This is a genomic window from Streptomyces sp. GESEQ-4, from assembly GCF_017948455.1.
Lineage (GTDB): Bacteria > Actinomycetota > Actinomycetes > Streptomycetales > Streptomycetaceae > Streptomyces.
Genome location: NZ_JAFFSU010000022.1, coordinates 1 through 14,899, shown reverse-complemented (window position 1 = coordinate 14,899; position 14,899 = coordinate 1). Strand labels below are relative to the sequence as shown.

The 14,899-nt window shown below is 70.0% G+C and carries 14 protein-coding genes and 1 pseudogene; 10 read left to right on the top strand and 5 right to left on the bottom strand.

Features of this window, described 5'->3' with window-relative positions; translation table 11 throughout:
* The first annotated feature begins 51 nt into the window (after positions 1-51).
* From KCH48_RS31965 to KCH48_RS31950, 4 genes are all read left to right on the top strand, one after another.
* Positions 52-1,740 (top strand): DUF2264 domain-containing protein, encoded by a 1,689-nt coding sequence (locus KCH48_RS31965; RefSeq protein WP_210579222.1) that lies wholly within the window; start codon positions 52-54, stop codon positions 1,738-1,740.
* A gap of 148 nt (positions 1,741-1,888) precedes the next feature.
* Positions 1,889-2,980, top strand: coding sequence for a sugar ABC transporter substrate-binding protein (locus KCH48_RS31960; RefSeq protein ID WP_210579220.1), 1,092 nt, complete (start codon positions 1,889-1,891; stop codon positions 2,978-2,980).
* An 83-nt stretch (positions 2,981-3,063) separates the two neighbouring features.
* Positions 3,064-3,855, top strand: coding sequence for an ATP-binding cassette domain-containing protein (locus KCH48_RS31955; RefSeq protein WP_210579217.1), 792 nt, complete (start codon positions 3,064-3,066; stop codon positions 3,853-3,855).
* Positions 3,852-5,150 (top strand): sugar ABC transporter permease, encoded by a 1,299-nt coding sequence (locus KCH48_RS31950; protein ID WP_210579214.1) that lies wholly within the window; start codon positions 3,852-3,854, stop codon positions 5,148-5,150. The genes KCH48_RS31955 and KCH48_RS31950 overlap by 4 nt, the downstream gene beginning before the upstream one ends.
* A 79-nt stretch (positions 5,151-5,229) precedes the next feature.
* Here KCH48_RS31950 and KCH48_RS31945 read toward each other — a convergent pair whose 3' ends face one another.
* Complete coding sequence (locus KCH48_RS31945) at positions 5,230-6,102, bottom strand: LysR family transcriptional regulator (protein ID WP_210579204.1); 873 nt, start codon at positions 6,100-6,102, stop codon at positions 5,230-5,232.
* A gap of 108 nt (positions 6,103-6,210) precedes the next feature.
* On the opposite strand from KCH48_RS31945, the gene KCH48_RS31940 reads away from it, so the two are divergent.
* From KCH48_RS31940 to KCH48_RS31925, 4 genes are all read left to right on the top strand, one after another.
* A complete protein-coding gene (locus tag KCH48_RS31940) occupies positions 6,211-6,969 on the top strand; it encodes a cyclase family protein (RefSeq protein WP_210579199.1) in 759 nt (252 codons plus the stop codon).
* Positions 6,962-8,338, top strand: coding sequence for a hypothetical protein (locus KCH48_RS31935; protein ID WP_210579198.1), 1,377 nt, complete (start codon positions 6,962-6,964; stop codon positions 8,336-8,338). Before KCH48_RS31940 ends, KCH48_RS31935 begins: the two co-directional genes overlap by 8 nt.
* Before the next feature lie 60 nt (positions 8,339-8,398).
* Entirely contained in the window at positions 8,399-8,773 is a 375-nt protein-coding gene (locus KCH48_RS31930) for a VOC family protein (RefSeq protein WP_210579195.1), read from the top strand.
* A 111-nt stretch (positions 8,774-8,884) separates the two neighbouring features.
* A complete protein-coding gene (locus tag KCH48_RS31925; RefSeq protein ID WP_374104734.1) occupies positions 8,885-9,310 on the top strand; it encodes an NUDIX hydrolase in 426 nt (141 codons plus the stop codon).
* On the opposite strand, the gene KCH48_RS31920 is transcribed toward KCH48_RS31925, so the two are convergent.
* The 3 genes from KCH48_RS31920 to KCH48_RS31910 form a co-directional block, all read right to left on the bottom strand.
* Positions 9,297-10,022, bottom strand: a complete 726-nt coding sequence (locus KCH48_RS31920) for a hypothetical protein (protein ID WP_210579193.1) — start codon at positions 10,020-10,022, stop codon at positions 9,297-9,299. The genes KCH48_RS31925 and KCH48_RS31920 overlap by 14 nt on opposite strands.
* A gap of 64 nt (positions 10,023-10,086) precedes the next feature.
* The gene (locus KCH48_RS31915; protein ID WP_210579191.1) at positions 10,087-11,487 is read right to left on the bottom strand and encodes a hypothetical protein; all 1,401 of its coding nucleotides are present in this window, start codon (positions 11,485-11,487) and stop codon (positions 10,087-10,089) included.
* A gap of 122 nt (positions 11,488-11,609) precedes the next feature.
* Positions 11,610-12,044 carry an Rrf2 family transcriptional regulator gene (locus tag KCH48_RS31910; protein ID WP_210579189.1) on the bottom strand — a complete coding sequence of 145 codons (435 nt, stop codon included), beginning with the start codon at positions 12,042-12,044 and terminating at the stop codon, positions 11,610-11,612.
* A 129-nt stretch (positions 12,045-12,173) separates the two neighbouring features.
* Here KCH48_RS31910 and KCH48_RS31905 point away from each other — a divergent pair, with 129 nt between their 5' ends.
* On the top strand, positions 12,174-12,923 hold the full coding sequence (locus KCH48_RS31905) for an SDR family NAD(P)-dependent oxidoreductase (RefSeq protein WP_210579187.1): 750 nt from the start codon (positions 12,174-12,176) through the stop codon (positions 12,921-12,923).
* A gap of 157 nt (positions 12,924-13,080) precedes the next feature.
* Here KCH48_RS31905 and KCH48_RS31900 read toward each other — a convergent pair whose 3' ends face one another.
* Positions 13,081-14,397 (bottom strand): jacalin-like lectin, encoded by a 1,317-nt coding sequence (locus KCH48_RS31900; RefSeq protein ID WP_210579180.1) that lies wholly within the window; start codon positions 14,395-14,397, stop codon positions 13,081-13,083.
* Positions 14,398-14,648: 251 nt separating this feature from the next.
* Between KCH48_RS31900 and KCH48_RS31895 the strand changes: the two are divergent.
* Positions 14,649-14,899: pseudogene (locus KCH48_RS31895) on the top strand (histidinol-phosphatase); the annotation flags it as partial.

Sequence of the window (14,899 nt, the reverse complement as noted above, 5' to 3'; positions counted from 1 at the left end):
CCGACCGGAACCGGAGCGCCCCAGGCCTTTGCCGGAAGGAAAGCGCTGTTGATGGAACTGCCCCGCGACGACCGTGACCTGAGCCCGTACACCGGTTACACCCGCGCCCACTGGGAGGCCGCCGCCGGTGCCCTGCTCGCCGCGGTCGAGCCGTACGCGACCGAGGACCGTGCGCTGTACCACCTGCCCGGCGACCGCACGAGCTGGTCCGGCCGGCTGTCGGACGGCCTGGAGGGCTACGCCCGTACGCTGCTGCTGGCGGCCTTCCTCCGGGACGAGACCGCGCTGGAGCGTTACGCGGACGGTCTCGCGGCGGGCGTCTCCGGCATCTGGCCGCGTATCGAGGACCGCAGCCAGCCGCTGGTGGAGGCGGCCTCGATCGCCCTCGCCCTGCGACTGACCCGCCCCCTGCTCTGGGACCGTCTCGACGACGGCGTCCGGCAGCGCGCCGCGGCCTGGCTGGGCGACGCGCTCACCGCCGAAGCCTGGCCCTGCAACTGGGAGCTGTTCCCGGTCACCGTGGGCGGCTTCCTCCAGGACATCGGTTACGAAACCGAGGCGTCCCGCGCGGCGATCGACCGCGGCCTGGAACGCATCGAGAAGTGGTACGTCGGCGACGGCTGGTACACCGACGGCGACGGCCGCAAGTTCGACTACTACAACGGCTGGGCCATGCACCTCTACCCGGTGCTGCACGCCTGGCTCGCCGACGACCCCGAACTGCTCGACCTCTACGGCGGCCGGCTCGCACGCCATCTGGAGGACTACGCCCGGCTGTTCGGCGGCGACGGCGCCCCCATGCACCAGGGCCGCTCCCTGACGTACCGGTTCGCCACGACGTCCCCGCTGTGGCTGGGCGCGCTGACCGGCCGTACCCCCCTGTCGCCGGGCGAGACCCGACGGCTGGCCTCAGGGGCGCTGCGTTACTTTCTCGACCGGGGTGCGGTGGACGACAACGGCCTGCTCACCCTCGGCTGGCACGGCCCCGACGAGGCGCTCCTGCAAGGCTATTCGGGCCCGGCGTCCCCCTACTGGGCCAGCAAGGGCTTCCTCGGCCTGCTCCTGCCGCCGGACCACGAGGTGTGGACGGCGACCGAGGAGCCAGGACCGGCGGAACGCTCCGACGCCGTGACCCCGGTCCACCCGGCGAACTGGCTGATCCACTCCACCCGTTCCGACGGCCTGGTCCGCCTCCACAACCACGGCAGCGAGGACGTCCGCTACGACCCGTACTACACCCGGCTCGCCTACTCGACCGTGACGCGGCCCTCACCGTCGTACGACAACAGTGTGATCGTCGACGACGACCCGAGCCGCACGGACATCGTGCCGCTGGGCGTGGGGGAGGGCTGGGTCGCCTCCCGGCACCGGGCGGCGGGCGGGGCCCGGGTGACGAGCCTGGTGCTGGCGCGGGGGGCGGTGGAGGTGAGGGCCTTCAGGGTGTCCGGTGCTCCGGAGGGCACCTCCGTGCGGATCACCGGATGGGCGGCGCAGGACGGGGCGCGGGCCGAACTCCTGCCCGTGGTGGGCCTGAACGACGACCTCACGGGATCGACGACCGACGGCACTCTCTTCGTCGCGCTCGCCCGGCTGACCGTTGACCCGGAACCGGTCCCTCTCGCGGACTCGGCCGCCGTGCATCTCGACGGGGCGGGGGAGTTGACCGTCCGCTGGAGCGACGGCACCGAGACGCGGGTCCGGCTGCACGACGGATCCGCGCATTTCCCAGATCCCGGGTAAGAGGCTCGCCCTATCGCCGAAGAGGAAACCCGTCTTTGTAACAAGCGGACGAATGCGGCTTGACTGCTCTGCTAAAGGCATACGGCAGTCCCCAGCCGGCCGCCATCTTGCGGCCCTTTCTCGAAGGCATTCCGAAATGAACGCACCGATGCGCAGATTCGTCATAGGCACTGCCGCGGTTTCGCTGGCTTTTTCCGTGGCCGCCTGCGGGAAGGCCGGGGACGACGATTCCGGCAGTGACAGCGCCGGCTCCTCCTCCGGAGGCAACTCCGTCGGCCTCCTCCTGCCGGACAGCGTCACCGAGCGCTACGACAAGTTCGACAAGCCGTACTTCGGGGCCAAGGTCAAGTCCCTGTGCCCGGACTGCACCGTCGAGTACGCGAACGCCGCCGGCGACCCCGCCAAGCAGGCTCAGCAGATCAGCAGCATGGTGACCAAGGGCGTCAAGGTCCTCGTGGTCGACCCGCAGGACTCCGCCGCGATCAAGTCCTCCATCCAGTCCGCGGTGGACAAGGGCATCAAGGTCATCGCCTACGACCGCCTGGCCCAGGGCCCGGTCTCGGCGTACGTCTCCTTCGACACCGTCAAGGTCGGCGAACTCCAGGGCCGGGCCCTGCTCGCCGCGCTCGGCTCCAAGGCGACCCCGAAGTCCAAGGTCGTCATGGTCAACGGTGACGACGCCGACCCGAACGCCGCCAAGTTCAAGGAAGGCGCCCACAAAGCCCTCGACGGCAAGGTCGACATCGCCTACGAGCAGTCCGGCCTGTGGAAGGACACCGTCGCCGCGCAGAAGATGTCCGCCGCGATCACCCAGCTCGGCGCCAAGAACATCGCGGGCGTCTACGCCGCCAACGACGGCATGGCCGGCGGCATCGCCAACACCCTCAAGGGCGCCGGTATCAGCGGCATCCCGCTGACCGGTCAGGACGCCGAGCTCGCCGCCATCCAGCGCATCCTCACCGGCACCCAGTCGGCCACCATCTACAAGGCCTTCAAGCCCGAGGCCGAGGCCGCCGCCCAGCTCGCGGTCAACCTGCTGCAGGGCAAGGACATCTCCGCCCTCGCCACCCAGATGGAGACCAGCGGCTCCGGCGACAAGGTCCCCTCCCGGCTGCTGACCCCGGTGTCGGTCACGGTGGACAACATCGACGACACGGTGGTCAAGGACGGCCTGTACACGGTCACCGACATATGCACCGCCGGCTACGCCGCCGCCTGCGAGAAGGCCGGCCTCGAATAGGCGTCTCTTGTCATCCACCTCTTGTCATCCACCGCGCCCGCCCAGGCGTGCACGGTATTCCCGCCGGTCAGGCGGCGAAGGAGATGGTTCACGTGTCCGCTACGCCCGTGCTGGCGTTGCGCGGAGTCTCCAAGCGGTTCGGTGCGGTGCAGGCACTCACCGACGTCGAGCTGGAGGTCCACGCCGGAGAAGTGGTCGCCCTGGTGGGCGACAACGGCGCCGGAAAGTCCACCCTGGTCAAGACGATCGCGGGGGTCCACCCCATCGACGAGGGCGTCATCGAGTGGGAGGGCGAGCCGGCCCGCATCGACAAGCCGCACGACGCCCAGGGTCTCGGTATCGCGACCGTCTACCAGGACCTCGCGCTCTGCGACAACCTCGATGTGGTCGGCAACCTCTACCTCGGCCGCGAACTGCTGCACCGGGGCGTCATCGACGAGGTGTCGATGGAGAAGAACGCCCGCGAGCTGCTGTCCACGCTCTCCATCCGCATCCCCAGCGTGCGCATCCCGATCGCGAGCCTCTCCGGCGGTCAGCGCCAGGTCGTCGCCATCGCCCGCGCACTCATCGGCGACCCGAAGGTCGTCATCCTCGACGAACCCACCGCCGCCCTCGGCGTCGAGCAGACCGCGCAGGTCCTCGACCTGGTCGAGCGGCTGCGTGAGCGGAACCTCGGCACCATCCTCATCAGCCACAACATGGCCGACGTGAAGGCGGTCGCGGACACCGTCGCCGTCCTGCGCCTGGGCAGGAACAACGGCTCCTTCCCCGTGAAGGACACCAGCCACGAAGAGATCATCGCCGCGATCACGGGTGCCACGGACAACGCCGTGACCCGTCGTGCGGGGCGTCGCACCGCGGAGGCGGCACAGTGAGCAACACCTCGAAGACCCTGACCCCCCGCTCCGCGGCCGCCGACGACCCCACCGCCGCGCCGGTCGCCGTCGTCGACCCGCGCCTGCTGGTCCGTGAGGAGGGCCTCAAGGGCTACGTCACCGAGTTCCGGCGGAAGATCAAGGGCGGCGAGCTGGGCTCGCTGCCGGTGGTCATCGGCCTGGTCGTCATCTGGGCGATCTTCCAACTGCAGAACGACCGTTTCCTGAGCGCCGACAACCTGGCGAACATCAGCTACTACCTGTCGGCCACCGGCATGCTCGCCATCGGCCTGGTGTTCGTGCTGCTGCTCGGCGAGATCGACCTGTCCGTCGGCTCGGTCAGCGGCCTGGCGTCCACCCTGTTCGCGGTGTTCGTGGCCGACCAGGGGCTGAACGCCTGGCTCGCGCTCGCCCTCACGATCATCACCGGCATCCTGATCGGTGCGCTGCACGGCTGGTTCTTCGCCAGGATCGGCGTACCCGCCTTCGTGGTGACCCTGGCCGGTTTCCTCGGCTGGAACGGACTGATGCTGTGGCTGCTGGGCGACAGCGGCACCATCAACATCCCGTCCGACTCCGGCCCGGTCCACCTGCTCGGCCAGAGTTCCTTCTTCATGGACCAGGCCATCATCGGCGCCTACCTGCTGGCCGGCCTCGGCGTCGTACTGAGTCTCGTCGGCAACGTCAACGAGCAGCGCCGCCGCAAGGCCGCGAACGTGCCCTTCCGGCCCACCGGCGAGATCCTGCTGCGCGTCCTCCTGCTGGCGCTCGTGTCCTTCGCCGCCGCGGCCGTGCTGAACAACTCCGCCGGCGTCTCCAACGCGCTGGTCATCTTCCTGGCCTGCCTGATCACCATGGACTTCGTGTTGCGCCGCACCACCTACGGCCGGAAGGTGTTCGCGGTCGGCGGCGGCACGGAGGCGGCCCGCCGTGCGGGTATCAGCGTGCCGATGATCCGTATCTCCGTCTTCGCGATCGCCGGTGGGTTCGCCGCGGTCGGCGGCATGTTCTTCGCCGGCCAGACCGCCAGCGCCACGCTGTCCGCCGGTGGCGGCAACACGCTGATGCTGGCCATCGCCGCGGCGGTCATCGGCGGTACGTCGCTGTTCGGCGGTCGGGGCTCCGTCTGGTCCGCGCTGCTCGGCATGCTGGTCATCCAGTCGATCCAGACCGGTCTCGACCTGCTGAACATGAACACGTCGATCCAGTACATGATCACCGGGGGTGTTCTGCTGGGTGCGGTGGTTATCGACTCCGTCTCCCGTCGCAGTCAGAAGGCCGCGGGGCGGGCGTAGGGCGGTTCTGCGCTGCGGGTCCGTTGTGGCTGGTCGCGCCCACGCGGCGGAGCCGCAAATGTCACAGCCCCGCGCCCCTTCAGGGCGCGGTACCGTGCGCGGTGATCTCTCGTGCGATCCGGTTGAACGTCACCGCGTCGGTGCCGCGCAGGGCGAAGGCAAAGACGTCCACCGTCGGTGGGGGATCGATGGGCACCAGGTCGAGCGACGCGGGCAGGGCGTAGCCGGAAGGCACCAGGGTCGCTCCCAGGCCGGCGTCCACATAGGAAACGGCGGCACTCAGACTGGCCGCGGACGGATCGTCCGTGCGCGTGTCGCCGATCGATTTCCGCAGCTCGGTCAGGACCGGAGCGTTCGACGGGCAGGCGACCCAGTCCTGTGCCCCGAGGTCCCCGGCCGGCACAGGAGCCGTGGGGGAGTGGGAGGAGCCGTGGGGGACGGCCATCCCGAGTTCCAGTGAGCCGATGCGGTGCTTACGCTCCCGCCACGACGACGCGTGAAGAGGACCGACGCCGACGTCGATGCCCCCCGACCTGACTGCCTCGACGAGCGATTCCGCGTCGGCGAAGTTCACGACGCGAGCCGAGAGCTTCGGAGCGGACGCCCGCAGAGCTGCCACGGACTTCGCCAGCCACAGGGTGGGCGTCATCTCGTTCGCGCCGATGACGATGTCCTTGCGCGTGCTGGCCGCCGCCTGGACCGCCACCTCCCGCGCACGCTCGACCGCCCGCATCGCCTGCTGGGCCTCGACGAGGAAGGCCCGCCCCGCGGGAGTGGTCGAGGTGCCCGTCGCCGTACGCTCGAACAGCACGACACCCAGGGATCGTTCCAGGCTCGAGATCTGCTGGGACAGGGACGGCTGGGCGACATGCAGTGCTTTCGCGGCGGCGCAGATGGCCCCCGCTTCATCGACAGCGAGTGCGTACTCGATCTGCCGCAGGGTGACTGTCATAGGGCCACTCTAAGGGCCACCTCATAGGCGTGCCCTATAGCTATTTCCTCTTAGGTAAGTGAGAAGTGGTCTTTGTTACCCCTCCGGCAAGCGTGTTTCGCTACTCGCATGACTCCCCAGATAAACGCCGTCGGTGAGATAGACCGTCTCGCCGACACTTTGCGTGGCTTCGGCATCGTCGACCTGAGCCACACGCTCGAAATCGGCATCCCCACTTTCCCGACGCATCCGAAGTACATCATCGCCGACTACGTGTCGATGGACGACGTCGCGGAATTCAAGCAGCTCATCATGTGCGACCACTCCGGCACGCACATCGACTCGCCCTCGCACTTCGTCCCCGATCCAGAGGACCCCCGGCGGATCTCCACCGCCGACCTGAGTGTGTCCCAACTGATCGGCCGCGCCGTGGTGATGGCCTTCGGCCCCTTCGAGGCCACCAGCCACCACATCAGCCTGGAGGACGTGCGGGCCTGGGAGGAGGCGAACGAGCCGGTCCGCGAGGGCGACATCGTCATCGTCAACACCGGCTGGGCCCGGCACTGGAAGCGCATCCCCGAGGGCTTCGACTACCTGCGCGGCTGGCCGGGGCTGAGCGGTGCGGCGTCCGCCTATCTGCGCGGCAAGAACATCAAGGCGGTCGGTATCGACTGCATCAGCATCGACCCCGGTGACGTGTCGGGCGCCGACCTGAAGGCGCACTACGAGTTCCTGCCCAACGGCGTCCTGGTCCTGGAGAACCTGACCAACCTCGACGGACTGCCCCCGGTGGTCCTGTTCGCCGCCCTGCCGCTGAAGATCGCGGGCGGCACCGGTTCCCCGGTCCGCGCGGTCGCCATCGTCGCCGAAGGAGACTCCCGTGTCTGACCACATCACACTGCGCGACGTCGAACTCCCCCCGCTGTCCGCGCTCGAGCCCGAGCCGGTCCTGTCGGGCGAGGTGTACGCCGGCCGGATCAGCCGCACGCGCGCGCGGATGCGCGAGCTGGGCCTCACCCACCTCATCGCCTACGCCGACCGGGAACACCCCGGCAACAGCCTCTACCTGACGGGTTTCGACCCCCGGTTCGAGGAAGCCCTGGTGGTCCTTGACCTGGACAACGCACCCTGGATCCTCGCCGGCAACGAGTCGAGCGCGATGATCCCCGGCCTACCCGTCACCGCGAACGCCGTGCTGTGCCAGTCGCTCAGCCTGCCCGGGCAGGACCGCAGCATCCAGCAGCGCGTCTCCGCAGCCCTGCGCCAGGCCGGCGTCGGCCCGGAATCCCGCGTGGGACTCGTCGGATGGCGGCAGATCACGGCCGGCGACTCCCCGCTCTCGCCGTACGCCTACGCCGTCCCGGCCTTCGTGATCGGCGAGATCCTCGACGTCACCCAGAACCTCACCGACGCCACGTCGATCCCCATGGGCATCGACGGCCTGCGCTCCCGCAACGAGGCCGACCAGATCGCGCTCAACGAGCACCGCGCCACCCGCGCCGCCGGCCACGCGTGGCGCGCACTCGAGGCGCTCACGCCCGGACGCTCGGAACTGGCGACCGCCGAGCACATGGCCCTCAACGGTCTGCCCCTGACCGCGCACGTGATGCTGACCACCGGGTCAGGCAAGATCGTGGGTCTGTGCAGCCCCAGCGACCGCGTGATCGGACACGGAGACCTGCTGTCGACCGCGGTCGGTCTCCAGGGCGGACTGACCTCGCGCGCCGGATACGTACTGCGCGCCGACGAACTCGACCAGCGGCAGACCGACTTCGCGGCCGGCTACTTCGCCGCCATCGCCACCTGGTACCAGGGCCTCACCCTGGGGGCATCGACCGCCGAGATCGCCGAGCGGACCACGCGGGAGCTGGCGAAGTCGTCGATCCGCCCGCTACTGAACCCCGGGCACCTGCAGCACATCGACGAATGGCTCGACAGCCCCTTCGCCGCCGGATCCCACGGCACCGTCCACTCCGGCATGTCACTGCAAGCAGACATCATCCCCGTGGGATGCACCCCGGACCTGGCCGCCAACTGCGAGGACGCCGTCGCGATCGCCGACGCCGACCTGCGCGCGGAACTCGCCGAGCGCTACCCGCAGATGTGGGCACGCGTCACCGCCCGCCGCACCTTCATGACGCACACCCTCGGCCTGCGGATCGCCGACGAAGTCCTTCCCCTCTCGGACCGACAGGCAGTGCTGCCACCCGCGCTGCTCTCGCTCTCCTCGGTCCTGGTCGCCACCGCCACCGCGTAGAAACCGACACCTGGACGTTATTGCGTTGCCCGGATCCGCCGGGTGACCAAGAATCCCCGCATGACTTCCGCGATCCGCCATACGAGCATCGACTGCGCCCACCCCTACGAACTCGCCACCTTCTGGTCGCGGGTCCTGGACCTGCCCGTGCACAAGGACGACGAGCCCGGCGACGATGAGGTCCTGATCGAGGGCGCGGGCCTGCTCTTCATCGCCGTGCCGGAAGCCAAGTCTGTCAAGAACCGTGTGCACTTCGACCTTCAGCCGCAGGACCGCACGCGTGACGAGGAGGTCGAGCGGCTCCTGGCCCTCGGCGCCACGCTGCTCGACGACCGCCGCAATCCGGACGGCAGGGGCTGGGCGGTCCTCGCCGATCCCGAGGGCAACGAGTTCTGCGTGGAGCGCGGGGCGGGGGAGCGGGCGGGTACGCCGTGAGACCGACGGCACAGACCGGAAACGGCCCGGCTGGTACCGTGGATGCTTTCGTGGGTATCAGAACCTTTGTACGCAGCACCGTACTCATCACCGGCGAGGGACCGAGGAACCATGGATATGGACATCCCCGGCGACAGGCGACTGGCGGCCGCCGTCGTGATGAACGACGACCAGCAGGTACTGCTGGTGCGCCGCAGTGAGAAGGAGCGGTTTCTGCCGCGGGTGTGGGGCGTGCCGTGCGGGAAGCTGGAGCCGGGAGAGAGTCCCGAGGACGGCGCGCTGCGTGAGCTGAAGGAAGAGACCGGGCTGCTCGGGGAGATCGTACGGAAGGTCGGCCAGTCGTCCTTCGTCAGCGACTACCGGGGCCGCGAGATCAAGAACTGGCAGGACAACTTCCTGGTCAGGCCGTTGTCCGGGTCGGTCAGCCTGCCCGAACCCGACCAGGAGCACATCTGGCTGCGGCCGTCCGAGCTGACCCGGGTCGACATCGACGACTACAACCTCGATGTCGTACGCCAGGCCCTCATGAACTCCTGAGCAGTTCCGCCAGACCGCCGAGCGCGCCCAGGTAGTCCGCCGTGCTCATCGGCACCTTCGCCACCGCCCCCGGATGCGGGCCCGCGGCCGTGAACACATCGGTGCTGCGCCGCCGTTCGCTTCCCGTCTCCAGGAACAGCGTCACGGTCGGCCGGTCGGTGTCGCACCAGGCGCGGTGCAGGGTGTGCGGCGGCAGGGCGTACGAGCTGCCCGCCGCGTACTGCCCCACATGCGTCAGCCGCAGCCGGGCCGGACCCGCCGGCGCCAGTCGCCAGTCCGCCGAGCTCTCCGCCAGGGACTCCTCGTACCGGTCGGCAGCGATCCCGCCGTCGCCCCGCACCTCGTACAGCTCCATGGCCAGCCGCCCCCGGACGATGTAAGAGGCCAGCGGGGAACGGTGGTTGTGGATGTCCTCCTTGCCGATCCCGCCGGTGCCGGGATGCCAGAGGTGCGCACGCAGCATGTGCCGGGGACCGCCGTCGATCAGCAGGAGCTTGTCGAAACCGAGTACATGGCGGTACGACAGCCTGGCGCATCCTTCCGGATCGCCCTCCCCGGAGGCGAGTTCGGCGATCAGCTCCAACAGGCGCTCCGTGGAGCCCAGTTCGGCGACGACGGAGCGGGCGGCGGTCGCGAACTCGTGCTCGGACAGCTCACCGTCCAGCGCCGAAGCTAGCAGCCGCCGAGCCCCCAGAACCTGCCGACCGCCCATGCATCAACCTCCAACTCCCGCCCGCGACAGGCGAGTTCGACCGACCGCAGTTGCCTCTCGGCGCTCAAGCCTCTGGCTGATACATCCATACGGCATGGGCCCGCAGCGCGCAAAGGCCTTGATACGTCATCCAGATCGGCCGGCGCAGTTGTGTGCCGTCACCGAGCCCCCAGGTCCAGGTGCCGCCGGACTGCCCGGCCCACACCGCGGCGACGGCGCCGTCCAGCCGCTCCCGCCACCGCTCCTCGAGCCCTTCGTCACGGGCGACCCGCCGTGCCGTCGGCGACATCAGGGCACGGACCACCCAGGCGGCGGTGAAGTGCCGTACGTTCAGCACCTCGTGGCGCGAGGGGTCGTCGGTGCGGGGGCGCCGTACCTCTTCGCGGAGGTTGGCCAGGTCGGCGCAGGAGTCGTGCGGTCCGTCCGGGCAGGCCAGCAGCCAGCGGACGCCGTCCTCCCGGGTGGCGCGGGCGGACGCGTTGTCGCCGAGGACCAGGGCCGCCCGGTCCAGGGCGACCACCGCCTGGGCGGTGTGCAGCGCGGACGCCGTGCCGTTGTCCAGGTCGAGCCGGTAGTCCCAGCAGCGCAGGTGCTCGCGGCCCGGGTCGCTGAGCGCGCCGTCGACGATCGCCTCGCGCAGCCGGGGCAGCAGGGCGGAGTCGGGCGCGGCGCGCAGCAGTCCGCGCAGCACCGTCGTCACGACGTGCGTCGACTCCCGTCCGGCGCGGTCGAGTTCATGGGTGAACCCGGCCGTACACCGGGCCACCTCGTCCGCGAGCCGGTCGCGCGACGCCCCCGCCCGGGCCAGCGCGCCCAGCACCAGCGCGGTGACCTCCGGACGCGGCTCGGACCCCTGCGAGCGGGCCGACCAGCCGCCGTCCGGGAGCCGCAGCCGCCACAGCGTGTCCACCAGATCGCCGGTGGACACCCGTCCGTCGGGCGCGCCGAGGTCGAGCATGATGTGCAGGCCGTAGGCCGTGCCGACCGCGGTGGGGCGGGCGGGGCTGCTCTCGCCCAGGGAGTGCGTCCAGCCGGTGAGCCGCCCGAGGTCCGGGTCGTCGACGACGGCCAGTTGCTCGGCGAGAGCGTCGTACGCACCGGCGAACACCTCGGGAAGCGGGCCGGGCGCGAGGGTCGGACCGATCGCCGGAGCCGCTGTGCTCGGCACGCGTGCGACGGCTGCGGCCCGGGCCCGCACCAGCGCCGCCGCCAGCCAGGCGGCGAGCCCCGTGCCGAGGCCGCTCACCCCGGCGATCAGATACTTGGCGGCCTCTCCGTCGAGGGAGTCAGGCAGTACCCCGAACAGGAACTGGAACACCCCGTACCCGGCCGCCGCACAGCCCAGTCCGCCGAGCCAGCCGACGAACCGGGCCGGCTGCGCACCGCCGTCGCCGTCCCCGCCGTCCGGCACCGGTGGCACCGAACCGGGCCCGCGCGGCCTGCGGCCCAACTGCTGCTGAGACAAGGCGCGTTCCCTCCCCCGTGGCCGACGGCACGTGACATTCGCGAAGCTTCCAGTCTATGTGGTCGGCGTGGCACCTGGGACGCCGACCGGAACCAGCGTCTCCGCGAGCCGCTCGGGGGGCGCTAGCGAGGTGCCGCGAGTACGTCCCGGAGTACGTTCTCGAGCGTGACGCGGGCCAGCTCGTGTCTCAGGGTCTTCTCGAGGCCCTCGTAGATGCCCTGCATGGCCGGCTGGATGCCGTGACCCACCACGCATTCCTGGTCCGGGGTGGTGCGGTGCATCGCGAACAGCGGGCCGGGTTCCACGGCCTCGTACACGTCGAGCAGGGTCATCGACTCCAGCTCGCGCGCCAGCGACCAGCCCGCGCCCACCCCCCGCCGGGACTCCACGAGCCCGGCCCTGCGCAGCTCGCCGAGCAGCCGTCTGATCACCACGGGGTTGGTGTTCGCGCTGGCCGCGATCTGCTCGGAGGTGGCGACCTCATGACCCTGGCGCTGGTAGAGGCCGATCCAGGCCAGCGCGTGGGCGGCGATGGTCAACCTGCTGTTGGCACTCATGCACCCCTCCTCTCGGCCGCAACGCTTTATGTTACGACGGCCGCTGTCGTAACAACAAAGGTTGCAACAGCCTGTCGTAACAATTAACGTTGCGACTGCCGGAAAGAGTCAATCAACGAGGTGAGAAGAATGAGCAAGCCACTCACGGGCAAGGTCGCCCTGGTCACCGGGGGGTCGCGCGGACTGGGAGCCGCGACCGTACGACTGCTGGCCGAACAGGGCGCCGACGTCGCCTTCACCTACGTCAGCTCCGAGAAGCAGGCGCAGGCCGTCGTCGACGAGGTGCACGGCAAGGGAGCCAAGGCCGTCGCCTTCAAGTCCGACCAGGCGGACATGAGTCAGGCGCCTGCGCTGATCGACGACGTGGTCGCGCACTTCGGCGGCCTGGACATCCTCGTCAACAACGCGGCGGTCCCGGCGGCCGGAATGGTGGACGATCCGGACGCCGACACCGCCGCGCTGGACCGGATGCACGCCACCAACTACCTCGGCGTGATCGCCGTCATCCGGGCCGCCTCCCGAGTGCTGCGCGAGGGCGGCCGCATCATCACGGTGAGTTCCGGACTGGGCTCCCGGGTCGGCGCTCCCGGCATTGCCGACTACGCGGCGACCAAGTCCGGGATCGAGAGGTACACCCTGGGCGCCGCACGCGACCTCGGGCCCCGGAACATCACGGCCAACGTCGTAGAGGCCGGACTGATGGAGGGCGGCATGCAAGCGCCGGATCCCGAGACCCTCAAGGCCCTGCTCAGCTCGCTGTCCCTGCAGCGCATGGGGCACCCCGACGAAATCGCCGCGGCGATCGCCTTCCTGGCGAGCCCCGCCGCGTCGTACGTCACGGGCGCGGTACTGGACGCCCACGGCGGCTACAACGCCTGAACCCGAACCAACCGCTGCCGCGCGCCCCGAACGACATCGCGCCGTCGGGGCGCGCGCACGCCACGTCAGACGCGGGGAGGTCGCGGACGCCCGGTTCGCTCCGGCGGTCGGCCGTCCTCTGCGGCGGCCGACCGCGTCATCCTGAGGTCCTGCCCCGTCAGCCGATCGGCGCGTACAGCACACCCAGCTTGTCGATCTCGCCCCCCGCGCGGCCCGTGAAGCCGACGATCTGCCAGCCGGACGGGGCCGTGAAGGTCTTCGCGGCGGACGTCGGCGTGCCGGAGGTCAGGGTGCGGCCCTTGTCCGTGGTGAAGGCGGCGGAGAAGATCCTTGTGCGGCCGTCCTTCTGACCCTGCGTCAGCTTGACGGACGTGAGGTGCTCTCCGGAGGCGAGGGTCAGGGACGTCGCCGTACCGCCCGTGCCGCCGTGGCTGAGCGTCGTGCCGCCGTCGTGGGTCAGGGAGACCCCGTCCAGGCGGGAGGCGCCGCGCAGCGTGAGCGTGCGGGGGGAGACAGTTCCCGGCAGGTCGTCCGCGTCGTTGAAGGCCGTGCCGTGCGGGCCGCCCCAGAAGTCGCTCGCCTTGAGGGCGGAGTTGACGGTGTACGAGAAGTCGACGGCGTGCGGGAAGTGGTCGGAGAGGTGCTTGCCGTCGGAGCGGAGGAACGACTTCCAGTCGTTGTTGTAGCGGGTGGCGTTCAGGGAGACGAGGTCGCTGCCGCGGTAGAGGACCTTGTCGACGACCTCGCAGTCGTTGGCCGGGGCGGCGGAGTCGCAGAGCAGGGCGTCGCTGCCCTGCGCGGGCGGGGTGCCTCCCTTGACCAGGTCGACCCACGGGTCCTTGAGGCCGTTCTCGGAGATGAGCGTGCGGATGTTGTCGCCGGCGCGCGTGTACCGCGTGTTCGTGTCGCCCATGACGATCACCGCGTTGCCGGCGGAGTTCGCCTGGATGAAGTCCGACATCTGCTCGATGTTGGCGCGGCGGGCGGCGAGCGCGGCGTCGTCGGAGTCGGCGTTGGTGTGCACGTTGTAGAGATCGACGAAGACGCCCTCGGCGAGGCGGACCCGGGCCAGCGAGAAGCCCTTCGGGGTGAGGCAGTTCGTGCCGGTGCAGTTGTTCCACTTCACCCGCTGGAAGTCGTCGAAGGAGTAGTCGGAGAGGGTGTTCATCCCGTCGCCGAAGGCCGCGCCGCCGCTCGTCGGCGTGCGGTGCGGGTGGGTGTCGTTGGCGTACAGGGAGGCGTGGTAGTTGAAGTCCTCCTGGACGTTCACGATGTCGTACGGCCCGAGCCGCTGGCCGATCAGCGGGGTGTTGGTCTCCGGGTCGCTGTCGCCGAGGCCGAGAGGGAGGCCCGCGACGTTGTACGTGAGGACGTTGAAGGAGCCGGTGGCGGCCGCCGCGGGGGTCGAGCCGGTGGTGGCGAGGCCGGTGACGGCGAGTGCCGCGGCCGTGAGGGTGCCGAGCAGTCTTCTCATGGTGGGGGTGTCTCCGGTCGGGGGAGTCGGAAGGAAGAAGGTGAACGAGGCTCAGGTTCAGCGGCAACCAGTGTGACGGTAAAGGTCAGTTGGGAGAACAGTGAGGGACGGGTTTACCCGCCGTGTCCAGGGAACCCGGCGATCACCCCCCGGCCGTTCAATGTTCATCTTTCGCCTCGATTCTCCTCACGCGGCGCATTCGCGCCGTGAGAAGGCAGCCGCAGAAGGCAGCGGCATCCAGGAGGCGCTTCATGGGACACGGGCATCACCACATACACGGTCACGGCCACGCGCACGATCACAGCCACGATCACGAGTCGGCTCCGGCGCTGCCCGCCGCCTTCGATGCCTCCGTCCCCGACGAGGCCCTGACCCCCGAACAGCAGTCGCGCCGCACCATGCTGCGCCGTACCGGCCTGCTCGGCGCGGGCCCGGCGGCCGGCACCGCGCTCGCCGCGACGGCCGGTTCCCCCGCCGCGGCCCCCCCCCCCGCCCCTGGCCC